Raw genomic sequence first — 15,186 nt, 5'->3', positions numbered from 1 at the left:
GACGCGGGGCTCGGAGGTCTCGGTCTGCTGAGGCGGGTTGTCGATATCCTTACACCACGTCGAACCGCTATTCAGTCTTGTCAGCCGGCAAGTTGCGATCGATTTGCAAGACAATCTTCTCGGGACGCTCGCCCGCGTTCTGCATGAGGATAACGACGGTGCATTTTTTCTTGCCCGGACGAAATGACAACAGCCGACCTGTTGTCTTCGACAGGACTTTCTCGACCACCTCAGTGCAGTCAGCCAAGCGATCTTCGGAAAGAGCCGGCCGTGGCGCCAGCGCATACGCCGAGATTGTCAGGGCAAGAAACATCATAAATGCGTTCCTGAATGAATTCATGTCACCGTGCCGCCCTAAGGTGAACAAAACTGCTATGTATAGAGAAAGCCCATTTTCAAGCCAGACGTGACAATCCCCGTGTGGATCTATTCACGATAGCGGCAAGGTCTTAACTCCTTCCCGCCGGGTGTCACGATCCTCGGTTTGTTGTACCGCTCCTGCCAGGCGATTGCAAAATATCCATACTGCGCCGCTCAACAAAACATCACCCTTTGTCGTGAACCGTCGTGGTCTATGCTTCCATGCAGTTCAAATCTTCGTCCGGAACACCGTCGGCGTCCGAGCGATACCCTATCTGTAGCAACGATTTGGGATATGGTTCGCGAGCGCAGCGAGTGGGGGTACCTGGCGGTATCGCGCGCCCGCGAACCTCCTCCCAATGCGGACTCCACCATAATATGTCACAACATGATATAAGTAAAGGAAATCGCGCTGCGCCCTCGAGCGGATTGTGCGTCGCAAAAAGTCCTCAAGACTTGACGACAGGGTAACTAACGCTGGATCGCGCATAACTCTTGCAGTCGGTCAAAACTCCTGCAATAGCTTTAAGTGACAAACATGCCTGACAGGCTTGTTACAGCGAGGCAGGGATGGAAGACAACAGCAGCGTCACAATAGCCCGGGATACCTCCCTTGCGTCCAGGATCAGCTCGGATCTCCGACGCGAACTCACAGAGGGGGTGTTTCGCCCCGGCGACCGTCTGCCGAGCGAGAGCGCGCTGACCCGGCAATATTCCGTCAGCCGGACAGTGGTGCGCGAGGCAATCGCCATTTTGCGCGCCGATGGCCTCGTGGAGGCCCGCAAGGGCGCAGGCGTTTTTGCGCTGGAGGCAAAGCCCGAACAGGAGCAGCCGTTCAAGGACCTAAAGACGGAACGCATTTCCTCCGTCATCGAATTGCTCGAACTGAGGACGGTTTTCGAAGTGGAGTCGGCCGCCCTTGCCGCAGCGCGCCGTTCGGCAGCGCAGATCGAAGAGATTCTGGAGGCACATAGCCGCGTCGGTCAATGTCTTGCCGCCGGCGCGCCCACTCGAGACGCCGATTTCGACCTGCACCTAGCCATTGCCCAGGCCACGCAGAACCGTCGTTTTCCGGAGTTTCTGCAACTGATCCGCTCCGGCATCATCCCCCGTGGGGAACTGCAGGGTGCGGCTCCCGGTTCACGACCGAAGGACTACAATCTCCATCTCCAGGAGGAGCATGGGCGGATCGTCGATGCGATCATCGAGGGCGATCCGGCTGCCGCTCGTGAGCATATGCGAGCCCATTTGCGCGGCAGCCTCGACCGCTACAAAGCGCTTCTGAGATCCCGAACTGCCCCGACGGAAGATCAGACTTAGATGTATTGAACATTGTTGTCATACAGGATTTACTCGGTAAAAGGTATACACGTCTATTGTTGTCAGCGAGGTCATCATGTCACTTCCCGCATTTCCCGTCGTTTCCCCCGACAAAGGCGTGCAGCGCCAGGTCCTGTCCGAGGCGCCGGCGCTGATGGTGGTGTCTTTCCGCTTCGAAACCGGCGCTGAAGGCAAGCTTCACAGCCATCCGCACGTGCAATCCACCTATGTCGCACGCGGTCGTTTCCGGTTCTTCCGCGACGGGGTGGCTTATGAACTGACCGCGGGCAACAGTCTCGTCATTCCCGGGAACGTCGAACACGGATGCCAGTGCATCGAAGAAGGCGAACTCATTGACTGCTTCACCCCGCGCCGCGACGACTTCCTTTGATTGCCGCGCTTGACAGCCCATTAAGCCTGTGACAGGTTTGGCCTAAGTTGTCAGACAGGACGGGAGCCCTGTCTCCGCCGCTTGGTCGGCGGCTGAATGGAGGAACCATGTCGACAAGACGCCTGTCCATGCACGGTGCTGCCGGCCATATCGGTAGCATTCTGGTCACGCTGCTGGGCCTGCTGGTGCTCACCTTCATCATCGGGCGGATGATGCCCGCAGACCCGGTGCGTGCCATCGTCGGCGAGGATGCGACCCGGGAGACCTATGAGCAGGTCTTCCGCTCCCTTGGCCTCGATCGACCGCTTTGGCAGCAATTCGCCTACTATCTTGGCGACGTCCTAACCGGGGATTTTGGGACATCTATCCGCACCGGTCAGCCGGTAATCGAGGATATTCTCCACGTCATGCCGGCGACGATCGAACTTGCCACCTTCGCCATTCTTCTGGGAGCGGGGCTCGGTGTGCCGATGGGCGTCTTCGCCGCCGTCAACAAAGACCGCTGGCCGGACCATTTTGTGCGCGTTCTCAGTCTCTTCGGCCATTCCATGCCGATCTTCTGGACCGGCATGATCACCCTCATCATCTTCTATGCCAAGCTCGGCTGGGTGGGTGGCAGCGGGCGCATGGACCAGTTCTATATCGGTCTTGTCGAGGAGCGTACGGGCTTCCTCCTGATCGACAGCCTGCTTGCGGGCGACATGGACGTCTTCTATTCGGCCGTGAACCATCTGATATTGCCGGCCGCCTTGCTCGGCTATTCATCTTCGGCCTACATAACCCGCATGACGCGCAGCTTCATGCTCGATCAGCTTGGGCAGGAATACATCACCACGGCACGGGTAAAGGGGCTTTCGCGCCGGCAGACGGTGTGGCTCCATGCCTTCGGCAACATCCGCGTCCAGCTCGTCACCATCATCGCGCTCGCCTATGGTTCGCTTCTGGAAGGCGCCGTGCTGATCGAAACGGTCTTCGCCTGGCCGGGTTTCGGACAGTATCTCACAAGCAATCTTATCATCGGCGACATGAATGCGGTAATGACCTGCGTCCTGATTGTCGGCGTCATATTCATCGGACTGAACCTGTTCTCCGACGTCCTTTACCGCCTGTTCGATCCGAGGACCCGCTGATGTCGGCCACAACCATCTCCAAGTTCCGTCTGCCGGCCTCGTTCAACGCGCTGCGCAACATCGTCGTCTTCCTGCTGAAAAGCCCGACATCGACATTCGGTCTGGCTGTGCTGTCGCTGCTCATTCTGGCTGCCGTGCTCGCCCCGGTGCTTGCCACGCACGATCCCTATGCACAGGATCTCGCCAATACGCTGCAACCGCCGGGCAACGGTCATTTCTTTGGTACGGACGAACTCGGTCGCGACATCTTCAGCCGTCTGGTCTGGGGCGCCCGCATCACGCTGACGATCATCTTCCTCGTATCGATCGTCGTCGGGCCGATCGGTCTCGCGGTGGGGGCAACGTCGGGCTATCTCGGCGGCCGTTTCGATACGGTGATGATGCGCATAACCGACATCTTTCTCTCCTTCCCGAGCCTGATCCTCTCGCTTGCCTTCGTCGCGGCCCTTGGACCGAGCCTCAACAACGCGATCATCGCCATCGCGCTCACGTCATGGCCACCGATCGCACGTCTTGCCCGCGCCGAGGCCATGACCTTCCGCAATGCCGACTACATTGCCGCCGCCCGGCTGCAAGGCGCCTCGCGGATGCGCATCATCGTCAAGTCGATCGCACCCATGTGCCTGCCTTCGGTAGTTATCCGCCTGACGCTGAACATGGCGACGGTGATCCTGACTGCTGCCGGGCTCGGTTTCCTCGGCCTCGGCGCGCAGCCGCCGCTTCCTGAATGGGGTGCGATGATCTCGACCGGGCGCCGCTACATGCTCGACAGCTGGTGGCTTGTCGCCTTCCCCGGCGGGGCCATCCTGGCGGTCAGCCTTGCCTTCAATCTCCTCGGCGACGGCCTGCGCGATGCGCTGGACCCGAAGCAGATGAACCGGAGATAAGGCTATGGATCGACCCATTCTCGAAGTCGGCAATCTCCACATCCGTTATGGGGGCGCGTCCTCCGATGCCGTGCGCGGCGTCTCCTTCACGCTCGGGCGCGAAAGGCTCGGCATCGTCGGCGAAAGCGGCTCCGGCAAATCCACGGTGGGACGCGCGCTTCTGCGGCTTCTGCCTTCCGCCAAGGTGACCGCCGACACGCTGCGTTTCGAGGATGTCGACCTTCTGTCGCTCACGGAAAAACAGATGCTCGATGTGCGCGGACGGCGCATGTCGATGATACTGCAGGATCCAAAATTCTCGCTGAACCCTATACGCCGGGTCGGAGACCAGGTGGCGGAGACCTATCTGCGCCACTTCAAGTGCAGCAGGGCCGAGGCGCGCACAAAGGCAATCGCGATGCTGGAGGCGGTCAAGATCCGCGATCCGGACCACGTCTACGATCAATATCCGCACGAGATTTCCGGCGGCATGGGCCAGCGCGTCATGATCGCTATGATGCTGCTCGCAGATCCAGACCTCGTCATTGCCGATGAGCCAACGTCGGCACTCGATGTCACGGTCCGGCTTCAGGTGCTGAATATTCTCGACGGCCTCGTGCGTGACCGCGGGATCGGCCTCATCATGATCAGCCACGACCTCAATCTGGTTCGCAATTTCTGCGATCGGGTGCTGATCATGTATGCCGGTCGCGTGGTGGAAACGCTCGCCGCTCGTGATCTCGACAGGGCGGAGCATCCCTATACCCGCGGCCTTCTGGCGGCGCAGCCACGCATAGGCGGCGTGCGCGCACCGCTTGCGGTCCTTGACCGGCGCCCGGAATGGCTGGAGGAGAATGCATAAATGACGGTCTCTGTCGAAACACGCAATCTTTCCATCGTCTTCGGCAGCGGCCCGACTGCAGCCAGGGTGCTGCCCGACGTCTCCTTCTCGGTGGAGCCGGGCGAATGCTTCGGCCTCGTCGGCGAAAGCGGTTCGGGAAAATCCACCGTTCTGCGTTGCATCGCCATGCTGACCGATTTCTGGCAGGGCGAGATCAAAATCAACGGAAGGTCGGTGCGTGAGATACCTTTGATCGAGCGGTGCCGGACGCTGCAGATGGTCTTCCAGGACCCCTATGGCTCATTGCATCCGCGCCAGTCGGTACGCACCGTTCTTTCAGAACCGCTGCGTATCCACAAGCTTGGAGACCACGAAGATCGCATGCGAAAGGCGCTTGCCGATGTCGGTCTGCCGGCGGCGTTCCTCGACCGCTTTCCACACCAGCTCTCCGGCGGCCAGCGCCAGCGCGTGGCGATCGCTCGCGCGCTTATCCTCGAGCCGTCGTTGCTGCTGCTTGACGAACCGACCTCGGCCCTCGATGTCTCCGTGCAGGCGGAAATCCTCAACCTCCTGCAGCGCCTGCGCGACAAGCGCGGCTTTACCTACATCATGGTGACGCACGATCTTGCCGTGGTCGATCACATGTGTGACCGCTTTGCCGTGATGTTACGCGGCGAAATCACGGAAATCCTGCCGCGCGAGGCAATCCCCGGCAACAAGGCAACGCACCCCTATTCCCGCGAGTTGATCGGCGCTTCCTTGGAATATGAAGGCCATCATTGAAACAGCCGCAACACAAGGCCCGCTGAGATCGCTATCAGAGAAGGACTCGATCCGAATGCACTGTGCGGACGCTCTGAAGAGACGTCGTCGCCCTCATCTGCCTTGTGGCACTTCCTCCATAATCCCGAATCATTGGGCAGGCTTGGACCAAAAACATTAGTCGAAGAAAGCACTACGGCCGGCACTGGAGAACAGCGCTGGCCGCTTGCTACAATCTTATGCGGCAGAAAGAGAGCTAACTAGCTCATCTGGAGAGTGTTCGTTCCATGAGGTCTCGGTAGCCCGCCAGGAGTCGATCAACATGTAAGCCTGTTTCCTGGGGGCCGAAGCTTAGGTGACTCACGACGAAATCCGAAAAAATTCCAACCGGTCTATTCAGAAACGCTGGAAGGTCAAGCGTCAACGCTCTCTCGTCATTTATTCCCCGAATTCCCATGTGCCGGAGGTCTCGACCCAGCCAGGAAATAAAGTTGATCGAAACACGTCCGGTAGTTTCAACCACGCGTTTCCCAAGAGGAAGAGACTTGTCCTCCCTCTGCAAGAAGAAATCGTGCAGTGAATTAGCTCGATCCGCATCCTGCCACAACGACCCACCATAATCCGGCGGGTACTCAAAGACACCGAGCTCCAGCGGAAGTGAACCTGATGCTTGTTGCCAGTACGCGCATGCGACGTTGTTCACCACATTCGCTGAGACGACCATATAGTTGGGATTTTCCCGGCGGAAGTTTATGAAGTCGCTCAGCTTCGACAAATCCATGAACACGATATCGTCATCACACTTCAGGAATACGGTATCGGCAAACTCCTCCAGGTTTCGTGCGTAGTATTCATAGGATCTATAGTATGGGAAAGCTTCATTCGGCTGGCCGACATAACGCCTGATCGGGGCCTTGACGTCTTTCAATTCCAAATCGGATCCAAACCCGCCGCGGACCATTACCGAGGCTCCAGACGTTAGCTTTATATACGGCCACGTGCCGATCAGCACATCGTTCACATGCAGCGTCGGAACACCGGCGGCATCGACCTGCAACACAACATCATTGGGGCAACCTGGGGAGAGGACACCTGGAGTCGGGTGAACCCACAAAACTTCGTTATTGCGTTCGAAGGCGTATAGCTCGTCTCTACGGAGCTTGCGGACCGCACTTTGCCTATTGTCCCATCCACCGATGACGATCTCGTAAAAATGATCCGGGTCATCTTCCGGAAGTACTGCCAAGTGCAGATCACCTGAGATAGCCGCTTCCATTCGGAAAGAAGAAAACGAGGAGACAGTTCCTTTATGCATATAAGGCACGTCTGCGTGCATATAGCGAGCCGGCCCAAATTCCCTCGTAACCCACTCGCGATCAACTGGGGATCGGGTAAAGTCCCAAACGTGCCACTCGTCAATAATTCCGGCGTCTAGCGCTTTTCTCACGTAGCTTGTGAGTATTTCCATTCTTTGCTGTCGACCAGCAAACGTAATCAAAACAACTGATCCCACTTATCATGTCTCCATCTGATGCCGCGATCTTATGCATAGCTTGGTCGTCAAAACTTGCGCCTGGCTGCCGCTTTGACATGTCCTGCCAGTTTCGAAAAATGGTCGTAATGCCCTTGGCCCTGCATGGGTGAGATATCGTCCTTGTAAGCGGGATTAAGGTGCATAACGCCCGCAAGTCGACGCGCTAACAAGGTACCGCAGGTTTCAGACACGGCTTAGCCGGCCAAACTTGCTCCAAACTGAAAGTTGTGTAGATAGCTACTCTGCCAGGACGCAGGTCGCCAGCGACTCCCCATGGGATCTAACGCATGTCGCGCAAAAGTGTGCAGCGGTTTTGCGGCAGCGACATGCATGAAAACAACAAGCTAAAGCCTGTCGCGTGAGCCTTCCTTCACGCGACAGGCTTTAATTGCACAAATGAGGCGCATGCCGCCGTGCGCCCCATTCGACCGTATCGAAGCTTTCGAAGGATCAGCGCTCCTTGGTGATCCCTTCGAAACGGGACAGCCAGGGGCTGACGATCATGCCCTTTACGTCGCCACGGTAGGCGGCAGTGTCGATGACCTCCGAAAATGGCTGGATCGACATGACGACCCCTTCCATGTAGTTTTGGATGCCCTCGTAGAGCTTCGTCTGCTTGGCCGGATCGCGCTCGACCAGCGCATCCTCGATCATCTTATTGAGCTTCTCGTCGTAGAAGCTTGTGCGCCATCCCTGATAGTTGGTCAGTTTCGCCTCATCCGAATTGTCCGGATTGTAGGCAAGCGCCCGCAGGTTGTTGTCGGGGTGCGGCTGCTGTCCCCCACCACCACGGCCGACGAGCAGTTCGAAGTTGCGCTCGCGCATCGCGCCGTAGATCTGGTCACCCGAGCCGGTGATCAGTTCGGCCTGGATTCCAGCCTGTCCAAGCGTGTTCTGTATGGCCGTCGCGGCCTTCATGAACGGGTCTTCCGAAAGCACGCGCAGCGTCGTCTTGAAACCGTTCGGGTAGCCTGCCTCGGCTAGAAGCGCCTTCGCCTTCCCGACGTCGAGCTTATAGCCCGGATCCTGCAGCGAGCCCATGACGCCGGTGCTGATCTGACGTTGACGCAGCTTGCCGTAATAAGGCATCACCGCCTTGTCGAGGCCGTCATAGTCGATGAGATAGCGCAGTGCCTCGCGCACCTTCCCGTTGGCAAAGCGTTCGTCCTTCATGGAAACGCCGAGATAGTAAAAGCCGGAACCGGGCGTCGACTCGATCTTGATCTCCTTATCGGTTTCCAGTGACTTCAGGTCCGGGGCCTGCAGCGAATAGGCGACGTCGATATCGCCTTTTTCGAGCATCAGGCGCTGCGACTGCGACTCCGGCAGGTGACGGAGCAGCACGCGTTTCATCGCCGGCTTCTGGCCCCAGTAGCTGTCGTTGCGCGTGAGAACGATGTATTCGTTGGATTTCCATTGCGTGAGCTTGAAGGGGCCGGAACCTGCGGAATTCAGCGTCAGCCAGCCTCCGCCGAGGTCGCCGTCCTTTTCGTTGTCGAGTGCTGTCTTGCTGTCGATGATCGAGCCTGGCCCATTTTGGGCGAGTACCATCAGGACGAGGTTCGGGTCGTCCGCCTTCGGCAGGTTCAAGACGAAAGTCTTCGGATCCTCGGCGACGAAGAGCTTGTCGGCGGTCTCCGCCGTGAACCCACGGGTCTTGAGGAGCGAAGCCTGCGCCAGGTTGCGGGTCAGCAGGCGCTTGAGGCTCCAGACCATGTCATGGGCTGTCACCGGATTGCCAGACGCGAACGTCGCATCCCGCAGATGGAAGCGGATCGACATGCGATCCTCGGCGATCTCCCAGCGTTCGGCGAGACGCGGCTGGATTGTCCGGTCCTCCGGCGCGAGGATCACCAGCGTATCGTAGATGTTGTTGAGCACCTGAACGGTCTCGCGGCCCGTGATCGCGGCCGGATCGAGCGTCAGGATATTGCTCATTGTCGTCGCCACAACGAGCTGGTCTTTCGGTGTCTCCGCCAGAACGCCAACCGGCGCAGCGCCAATCAGAAGCGCAGCGAAGGCCGCGGTTGCAAGAAAGTGTCGCATGTTTCCTCCATTTGTTGCCGGTCCCTGCGGGACACGATCCTCCACGTTTTGATCCGTCCGGCGGGTACGATCCCCCGCATGCCAGACAGGTTAACCAGTGCAATTCCAGGAAAAGTGCGGAACGCGGTTTTCCGGTCGGAATTGCGTAAAAACAAAAGGTTAGAGCGGTGCCGCTCTAAGAATGTCGGCCACAGGTCCGGCCAGTGCGCGCCCGATGGCCGCCGTGTTGGCCACGTCCAGGTGAACGCCGTCGATCTCTGAGGCACGGGCAACTGTGCCCGCATCGAAGAATGCGTGTCCGAGCTCTGCTGCGAGTTTGTGATAGAGGGGCGCCAATCGCTCGGATTCGATGACGCTGCGTCCGCCGGCGGTCTGTCCTTCCGATCCTGCGAGGCAAGGCGGGGGCGCCACCAGCATCAGCTTTGGCCGCGCGTACCGCGGCTTGTAGGGAAAGGTTTCGACGATCTCCGCCAATCGCCGCATGCCTGATGCCGCTGCCTCCGCTCGCCCGCCATGGACGGGTTTCAGGTCATTGGTGCCGAGCATGATGATGACCAGCTCGATCGGCATATGGCTCGCAAGTGCCACCTCGAGCGCCCGCGCCCCATTGCGGCAGGCAGGTCCCGTGTGGTCATCGTAGCAGGTTGTCCGTCCGCCGAGCCCTTCCGAAATCACCTCAGCCAGTCCGACAAGTTCGGCTCGCAGGACCTCAGGCCAGCGGAACTGGCGGGGGTGGCGCAGACCTGTTTGCGGGTCCGCTCCCCATGTCAGGCTGTCTCCAAAGGCCAGAACGGTTTTCATGTCACTTACCGCACCCGGTTGTTTTCGATGAAGTCAAAATTGATGTCCTCGCCAAGACCGGGGCGCTGGGGCACATGCACATAGCCGTCCCGGTCCATGGGGTCGGAGAGCGATTTCAGATAATCGTGACCATCGTCATATTCGAGGAAGGGATGCAGAAGGCCGCGTTCGTACCAACGGCAGTTCTTCGAGGCGGCGACCACGTGGAGGTTCATGGCCGTATTCCCGTGCACCTCGCATTCCATGCCGAAGCATTCGGCCATGCGCATCGTCTTCAAGGCCGGCGTGATCCCGCCGACATCATTGACGCCGGTGCGCAGGATATCGCAGGCGCCGGACCTTACCCATTCAGCGCGATGCCAGTGCTTGCCGGCAGCACTTTCCGGCCCGACGACTGGAATGTGGAGATTATCGGCGAGCCACTTGTAGGAAGACATGGACTGCTCATCCATAGGCTCCTCGATCCAGTCGAAGCCGAGCTTTTCCAGCCCGCGGCCGAGTTCCAGCGCATCCGAACGCGAATACCAGTGGAAGGCATCGATCATCAGGCGGATATCCGGACCAACCGCCTCACGCACGGCTGCGCAGGCTTTGAGGTCCATCTTCACGTTGGGTGCCCAGCTGACAGGCGGCATCCAGGTGTGCAGCTTGAGGCCTTTATATCCACGCTTGACCAGCGTTTCGGCGAAGCGACCGTAGTCTTCCGGCGTCGCCAGCCCCCCTTCCAGTTCGTCGCCGCACATGATCGAGCCGTATGCAAGCACCTTGTTCCGATAGCCGCCGATCAACTTGTATACAGGCATTTTGACTGCGCGACCGGCGAGATCCCAAAGTGCACAGTCAACAACGGCGAGCGTCCGGTCCGTCAGTTGCGCCGCCGATCCGCGCTGCCAATGGGCGAGATCCTGCCACAACCGTTCACGGTCACGGCAATCCTCGCCGATCAGCACCTTCTTGACGAACTTTTCGACGACATGCGGGCGCACGATTTCTGGCGCAGTGAAGGAGTGGCCCTCGTGGCCGTCCTCCGTCCGGATCGTGAGCACGGCCTGATCCACCTTGTGCGGCGGGCCAGGATGCGCGTGACCGGCACTGTCGGAGTGCCGCCGGGTGGTCGTGCGGAAGACGCGGACTTCGACGTCGGTGATGATCATTATTTCTCCCAGACTGCGAGCTCAGGCCCAGCAGATTAACTTGTCAGACATATTTAGTCATTGACTGGATTACATGTCAAATAGGTTTTGGCCGGCATCGAGGAAATGCGTACTTTCCGACATATTTGTCCGACAGGTCGCGTAAGGCTCAGCCTCGATCGTATCGCAGGGGCTCAGATGTGGCCGCTGATCACTCGTCCATCCAATGCTGGAGCTGGACCGACGCGTCACGTCGGGCAGATGAAAGACCGCATGCTGAGCTCCTTCTCGGTTCTATCGGGAGGCCGACATTCATGAGACAATAGATGGTTGCGGGTCATCGTGGGGAGGAAAACGCAGATGACAACAAGAACTCTGGTAACCCTGACATTCACCGTTGCTGCAATGGGCTTTTTGGCCGGATCGGGCTCTGCACTGGAGGTCGCAAGCTCCACCACTGTGGTGGGTAAGCCGGACGCGGTCTGGCAGAAGATCGGCGACTTCTGCGCCATTCAGACCTGGCATCCCGCCGTATCGAAGTGCGAGCAGAACGAGGAAGGTGGTGCGACCTATCGCACGCTGACGCTCGGCGCCGGCGGCACAATCAAGGAGAAGCTCGTCGAGCAGACGGACACCAGCTACACCTATGACATCGTCGACTCTCCGCTTCCCGTCCAGAACTATCGCGCCACGATCCGCGTCTCGGCAGAAGGAGATGGGACCAAGGTGGACTGGAGAAGCAGCTTCGACGCAAAAGGCAAATCCGATGACGAGGCCAAGGGCGTGATCAGCAGCATCTACAAAGCCGGCCTCGACAAGATAGCCGAAATGAGCGGAAACTGATCCGTCAGCCAGGCAATGGGGGAGGATTGATCCCGTGCAGAAAAGTTCGGCCGTCACGCCGGGCTCCTGGAGCCGATCGGTCGCCGTCAGACTGATGGGACAACCAGATGACTAATGCATGCGCAAAAGTGTCCAGCGGTTTTGGGGCAACGACATGCATGAAAACAAAGCCTAAACCTGCCGTGTGAATCTCTTTCACGCGACAGGCTTAGGCGGAAAATCGCTCCCGGTAAGCCTGCGGGCTCGTGCCGAAGTGGCGCTGAAATGCGCGTCGCATGGTCTCTTCTGTTCCGAAACCGCAACGCGTGACGACGCGGCCGACCTGAAGCCCTTGTTCGAGCAGGCGGCGCGCCGCTTCAAGGCGTATCTCCTCGATTGCGCGAGCCGGAGTACGGCCGGTTGCATCGCGATAATGCCGCGAGAAGCTGCGCATGCTCATGCCTGCACGTTCAGCAAGATCAGATAGCGAAAGAGAATGGTTCAGATTTTGCATGATCCAGGCGTGAAGGTCGTCAAACCGCCCGCCACGGTCCTGAAGGGTCAATGCGGCACTGAATTGGGATTGCCCTCCGGGCCGCTTCATGAAGACGACGAGTTGGCGTGCGACGGACAATGCCGTAGCACGCCCTAAATCGGCTTCGACGAGTGCCAGGGCGAGGTCGATACCCGCGGTGACACCTGCGGACGTCCAGATGTCTCCGTCTCGGATGAAGATCGGATCGGGCTCAAGTCGCACCTTCGGGAAACGGCTCGCGAACTCTGCACATCTCTGCCAATGCGTTACCGCTCGCCGCCCATCGAGAAGCCCCGCTGTCGCAAGCAGGAAAGCGCCGCTGCAAACGGACGCTGTCCGCCTTGCAGCCCGCGCCCGCTGACGGATCCAATCTATGAGGTGCTGGTCCTCACATGCGGCGGAGACGCCCCAGCCCCCCGATACGATCAGTGTATCCAAAGGCGCCTCCGTCGACGGGAGTGGAAGCACGCTCAGCACAAGCCCCGATGATGTCGTGACCCGATCTGTGGAACCGACCGTGACCGGCTCGTAGGGCGCCGACCTTCCTGACATCCGCGTGAGGTCATTGGCCGTCGCAAAGACCTGCAAAGGGCCGGCAACGTCGAGAAGCTGGCTATCGGAAAAACTTAGAATTTCGACGCGGCGTGACATTTTGGCGTGAAATGAGGGGTAAATGGCAATCCTGCCAAAGTCTGACCTGTTAGGCTCTACGAAGTCAAGCAGGAGATTTAAATGACAGTGCGCTTAGGCATCCTGGTGTTCCCACATGTCCAGCAACTCGACCTGACCGGCCCCTATGAGGTCTTTGCCTCGGCAAAAAGCGCGGAAGTCGACCTTGTTTGGAAGACGGACGATCCCATCGTGTCATCGACGGGGCTTCGCCTGCAGCCGACGATGACTTTTGCTGAATGCCCACCGCTCGACGTCCTGTGCATTCCGGGGGGCGTCGGGGTTAACGTGCTGCTGACCGATGAAACGGTCCTGGACTTCGTTCGAGAACAGGCAAGAGCAGCGCGCTTTGTCACTTCGGTTTGCACAGGATCTCTGGTGCTCGGTGCGGCCGGTCTGCTGAGGGGCAGGCGCGCGACAACCCACTGGAATGCGCTCGATTTCCTCCCGTGCTTTGGAGCGACGCCTGTCGAAGGGCGGGTCGTGCAGGATGGCAATCTGATTACTGCAGGCGGCGTGACGTCGGGCATCGATTTCGGGCTGGTCGTCATCAGCGAATTGCTGGGACAGACGGAGGCAGAGACCATCCAGCTTGTGTTGGAATATGCGCCCGCCCCGCCCTTCACGGCGGGGACCCCGAAAGAAGCCTCGCCCGGAATTTTGGCCGCGGCACGGGAACGCCTTGCGGGCTCGAGAGCGCAACGGGAGGAAATCCTGGCTGGCATGATGGTCCGCAATTAGTTTCGCGCGCTGGACACCGCGACATCAAAGCGCCCTACAGCGCCGTGCGTCTTTTCAGACGCACAAAGGTCGCTGTAGCACTTTGAATTGCTCATGTTTTTATCCTTAAATCGATCCCCATTTAAGGAAAACATGCAGTAGGGGCTTAAGATGCCGTTATGCGCCGGTGCACACTATCCAGAGTTTCTGCGAATGCATCAAAGACGTTCCGGGCGGTGAGATCGCGCAAGACCTGTTCGTTGATCCCGCCGCGCGTCGCATATTCTGTCGCCAGATGCATGAACCCTGCATCCGGCGCTGCGCCTGGAGCGTTTGCCAAAGCCTGGTAGATGGTGGCGATATAGTCGCGCGCCTTCGGATCCTCAACACCATGGTCTTTCAGCCAACCATGAATCGTATCGAGGTATTTGAAATAGGTGGCAAATGTCGCCGTAACGACGCTCAGCGCGTCGAACTCGCTCGGATCCTCGACCTCGATCACCTTTCCCAGCCTACCGAAAAATGCCGCCATGCTGCGGTCGGGCGGGCAAATGATTGTCGCCCCCTGTCGGCGTGCGATCATGGGCATCGGAAGTGCTTTCGTCACTTGCTCTGCGGGAGCAATCAAATCGGCGATTTCCCCGCGCGACAGGGTGGCGATCAAGCTGACGACGCAATGATCACGCCGGAACCGCAATTCTTTAAGGACGTCATGAGCAATCTGGGGCCGGACCGCGAGCATGATCGTATCGCAATTATCGAGGACTGCCTGATTGTCGGTCGCAACCCGGACATCCGGATAGCGTGAGGCAAGGCCGGCTGCAATTTCTTCGTTGCGAGGCGACAGGAAAATCGACACGGAGTCGCCTGGAACGGATTTTAGCCCGGCGACAATCGCGGAGGTGAGCGCGCCCGTGCCGATGAAGCCAAGTTTCATGAGGTGTCCTGCAGCGTTGGTTTCTGGACCGTAATCTGACAACAATAGTACCAATCGGATCGCCCGCAAGGCTTTGGAAGACCGACAGCACAGGACGTCGGTGATATTCACGGTGAACCCGAGATTAGCGGCTCTATCCCAATGGATAGGGTGGCTATGTCGCACGCATAATTCATTTCTGAATGCGACCGTGCTTTTATATTCATGTCTTCTGGAAGGTACCCGCACCAAATGATCACGGTGCATTGGTCCCGCGCTCCTGCCCCGCAGCAGGCCCACTGTCGCATCAGTGCGACCGGACCATCGGGGTAGCGCAAGG

General features: G+C 58.8%; 15 protein-coding genes. 8 read left to right on the top strand and 7 right to left on the bottom strand.

The window, feature by feature from the left end:
• Positions 1–67: 67 nt before the first annotated feature.
• Positions 68–316: a hypothetical protein gene (locus AAE029_RS03965; RefSeq protein WP_371071477.1), complete on the bottom strand. Its 249-nt coding sequence runs from the start codon at positions 314–316 to the stop codon at positions 68–70.
• A gap of 614 nt (positions 317–930) precedes the next feature.
• Between AAE029_RS03965 and AAE029_RS03960 the strand changes: the two genes are divergently transcribed.
• The 6 genes from AAE029_RS03960 to AAE029_RS03935 all read left to right on the top strand — a co-directional run bounded on the left by AAE029_RS03960 (position 931) and on the right by AAE029_RS03935 (position 5,691).
• Positions 931–1,680, top strand: coding sequence for a FadR/GntR family transcriptional regulator (locus tag AAE029_RS03960; RefSeq protein WP_371071476.1), 750 nt, complete (start codon positions 931–933; stop codon positions 1,678–1,680).
• Between the two features lie 73 nt (positions 1,681–1,753).
• Complete coding sequence (locus AAE029_RS03955; protein ID WP_371071545.1) at positions 1,754–2,071, top strand: cupin domain-containing protein; 318 nt, start codon at positions 1,754–1,756, stop codon at positions 2,069–2,071.
• A gap of 107 nt (positions 2,072–2,178) precedes the next feature.
• A complete protein-coding gene (locus tag AAE029_RS03950; RefSeq protein WP_371071475.1) occupies positions 2,179–3,201 on the top strand; it encodes an ABC transporter permease in 1,023 nt (340 codons plus the stop codon).
• Positions 3,201–4,088 carry an ABC transporter permease gene (locus tag AAE029_RS03945; protein ID WP_371071474.1) on the top strand — a complete coding sequence of 296 codons (888 nt, stop codon included), beginning with the start codon at positions 3,201–3,203 and terminating at the stop codon, positions 4,086–4,088. The genes AAE029_RS03950 and AAE029_RS03945 overlap by 1 nt, the downstream gene beginning before the upstream one ends.
• 4 nt (positions 4,089–4,092) lie before the next feature.
• Positions 4,093–4,929, top strand: coding sequence for an ABC transporter ATP-binding protein (locus AAE029_RS03940; RefSeq protein WP_371071473.1), 837 nt, complete (start codon positions 4,093–4,095; stop codon positions 4,927–4,929).
• Positions 4,930–5,691, top strand: a complete 762-nt coding sequence (locus AAE029_RS03935; RefSeq protein WP_371071472.1) for an ABC transporter ATP-binding protein — start codon at positions 4,930–4,932, stop codon at positions 5,689–5,691. It begins immediately after the preceding gene.
• A gap of 244 nt (positions 5,692–5,935) precedes the next feature.
• On the opposite strand, the gene AAE029_RS03930 is transcribed toward AAE029_RS03935, so the two are convergent.
• The 4 genes from AAE029_RS03930 to AAE029_RS03915 form a co-directional block, all read right to left on the bottom strand.
• On the bottom strand, positions 5,936–7,138 hold the full coding sequence (locus tag AAE029_RS03930) for a hypothetical protein (protein ID WP_371071471.1): 1,203 nt from the start codon (positions 7,136–7,138) through the stop codon (positions 5,936–5,938).
• A gap of 516 nt (positions 7,139–7,654) precedes the next feature.
• Positions 7,655–9,250, bottom strand: coding sequence for an ABC transporter substrate-binding protein (locus AAE029_RS03925; RefSeq protein ID WP_371071470.1), 1,596 nt, complete (start codon positions 9,248–9,250; stop codon positions 7,655–7,657).
• A 159-nt stretch (positions 9,251–9,409) separates the two neighbouring features.
• The gene (locus tag AAE029_RS03920) at positions 9,410–10,051 is read right to left on the bottom strand and encodes an SGNH/GDSL hydrolase family protein (RefSeq protein WP_371071469.1); all 642 of its coding nucleotides are present in this window, start codon (positions 10,049–10,051) and stop codon (positions 9,410–9,412) included.
• Positions 10,052–10,056: 5 nt separating this feature from the next.
• Positions 10,057–11,205 carry a mandelate racemase family protein gene (locus AAE029_RS03915; protein ID WP_371071468.1) on the bottom strand — a complete coding sequence of 383 codons (1,149 nt, stop codon included), beginning with the start codon at positions 11,203–11,205 and terminating at the stop codon, positions 10,057–10,059.
• Positions 11,206–11,544: 339 nt separating this feature from the next.
• On the opposite strand from AAE029_RS03915, the gene AAE029_RS03910 reads away from it, so the two are divergent.
• Complete coding sequence (locus AAE029_RS03910; RefSeq protein ID WP_371071467.1) at positions 11,545–12,027, top strand: SRPBCC family protein; 483 nt, start codon at positions 11,545–11,547, stop codon at positions 12,025–12,027.
• A 208-nt stretch (positions 12,028–12,235) separates the two neighbouring features.
• Here the strand turns inward: AAE029_RS03910 and AAE029_RS03905 are convergent, their stop codons facing one another.
• A complete protein-coding gene (locus AAE029_RS03905) occupies positions 12,236–13,192 on the bottom strand; it encodes a GlxA family transcriptional regulator (protein WP_371071466.1) in 957 nt (318 codons plus the stop codon).
• 81 nt (positions 13,193–13,273) lie between these two features.
• Between AAE029_RS03905 and AAE029_RS03900 the strand changes: the two genes are divergently transcribed.
• On the top strand, positions 13,274–13,951 hold the full coding sequence (locus AAE029_RS03900; RefSeq protein WP_371071465.1) for a DJ-1/PfpI family protein: 678 nt from the start codon (positions 13,274–13,276) through the stop codon (positions 13,949–13,951).
• Between the two features lie 145 nt (positions 13,952–14,096).
• On the opposite strand, the gene AAE029_RS03895 is transcribed toward AAE029_RS03900, so the two are convergent.
• Positions 14,097–15,146, bottom strand: a complete 1,050-nt coding sequence (locus AAE029_RS03895; RefSeq protein WP_371071464.1) for a pyrroline-5-carboxylate reductase — start codon at positions 15,144–15,146, stop codon at positions 14,097–14,099.
• Between the last annotated feature and the right edge of the window lie 40 nt (positions 15,147–15,186).

Source organism: Sinorhizobium sp. CB7 (assembly GCF_041357635.1).
Classification (GTDB): Bacteria; Pseudomonadota; Alphaproteobacteria; order Rhizobiales; family Rhizobiaceae; genus Rhizobium.
Note: the sequence above shows the minus strand (reverse complement) of the source record. Positions and strands in the feature narration are given on the sequence as shown.

Coding starts and splice junctions, on each gene's coding strand:
- AAE029_RS03965 (WP_371071477.1), bottom strand. CDS start 316: ATGATGTTTCTTGCCCTGACAATCTCGGCGTATGCGCTGGCGCCACGG.
- AAE029_RS03960 (WP_371071476.1), top strand. CDS start 931: ATGGAAGACAACAGCAGCGTCACAATAGCCCGGGATACCTCCCTTGCG.
- AAE029_RS03950 (WP_371071475.1), top strand. CDS start 2,179: ATGTCGACAAGACGCCTGTCCATGCACGGTGCTGCCGGCCATATCGGT.
- AAE029_RS03945 (WP_371071474.1), top strand. CDS start 3,201: ATGTCGGCCACAACCATCTCCAAGTTCCGTCTGCCGGCCTCGTTCAAC.
- AAE029_RS03940 (WP_371071473.1), top strand. CDS start 4,093: ATGGATCGACCCATTCTCGAAGTCGGCAATCTCCACATCCGTTATGGG.
- AAE029_RS03935 (WP_371071472.1), top strand. CDS start 4,930: ATGACGGTCTCTGTCGAAACACGCAATCTTTCCATCGTCTTCGGCAGC.
- AAE029_RS03930 (WP_371071471.1), bottom strand. CDS start 7,138: ATGGAAATACTCACAAGCTACGTGAGAAAAGCGCTAGACGCCGGAATT.
- AAE029_RS03925 (WP_371071470.1), bottom strand. CDS start 9,250: ATGCGACACTTTCTTGCAACCGCGGCCTTCGCTGCGCTTCTGATTGGC.
- AAE029_RS03920 (WP_371071469.1), bottom strand. CDS start 10,051: ATGAAAACCGTTCTGGCCTTTGGAGACAGCCTGACATGGGGAGCGGAC.
- AAE029_RS03915 (WP_371071468.1), bottom strand. CDS start 11,205: ATGATCATCACCGACGTCGAAGTCCGCGTCTTCCGCACGACCACCCGG.
- AAE029_RS03910 (WP_371071467.1), top strand. CDS start 11,545: ATGACAACAAGAACTCTGGTAACCCTGACATTCACCGTTGCTGCAATG.
- AAE029_RS03905 (WP_371071466.1), bottom strand. CDS start 13,192: ATGTCACGCCGCGTCGAAATTCTAAGTTTTTCCGATAGCCAGCTTCTC.
- AAE029_RS03900 (WP_371071465.1), top strand. CDS start 13,274: ATGACAGTGCGCTTAGGCATCCTGGTGTTCCCACATGTCCAGCAACTC.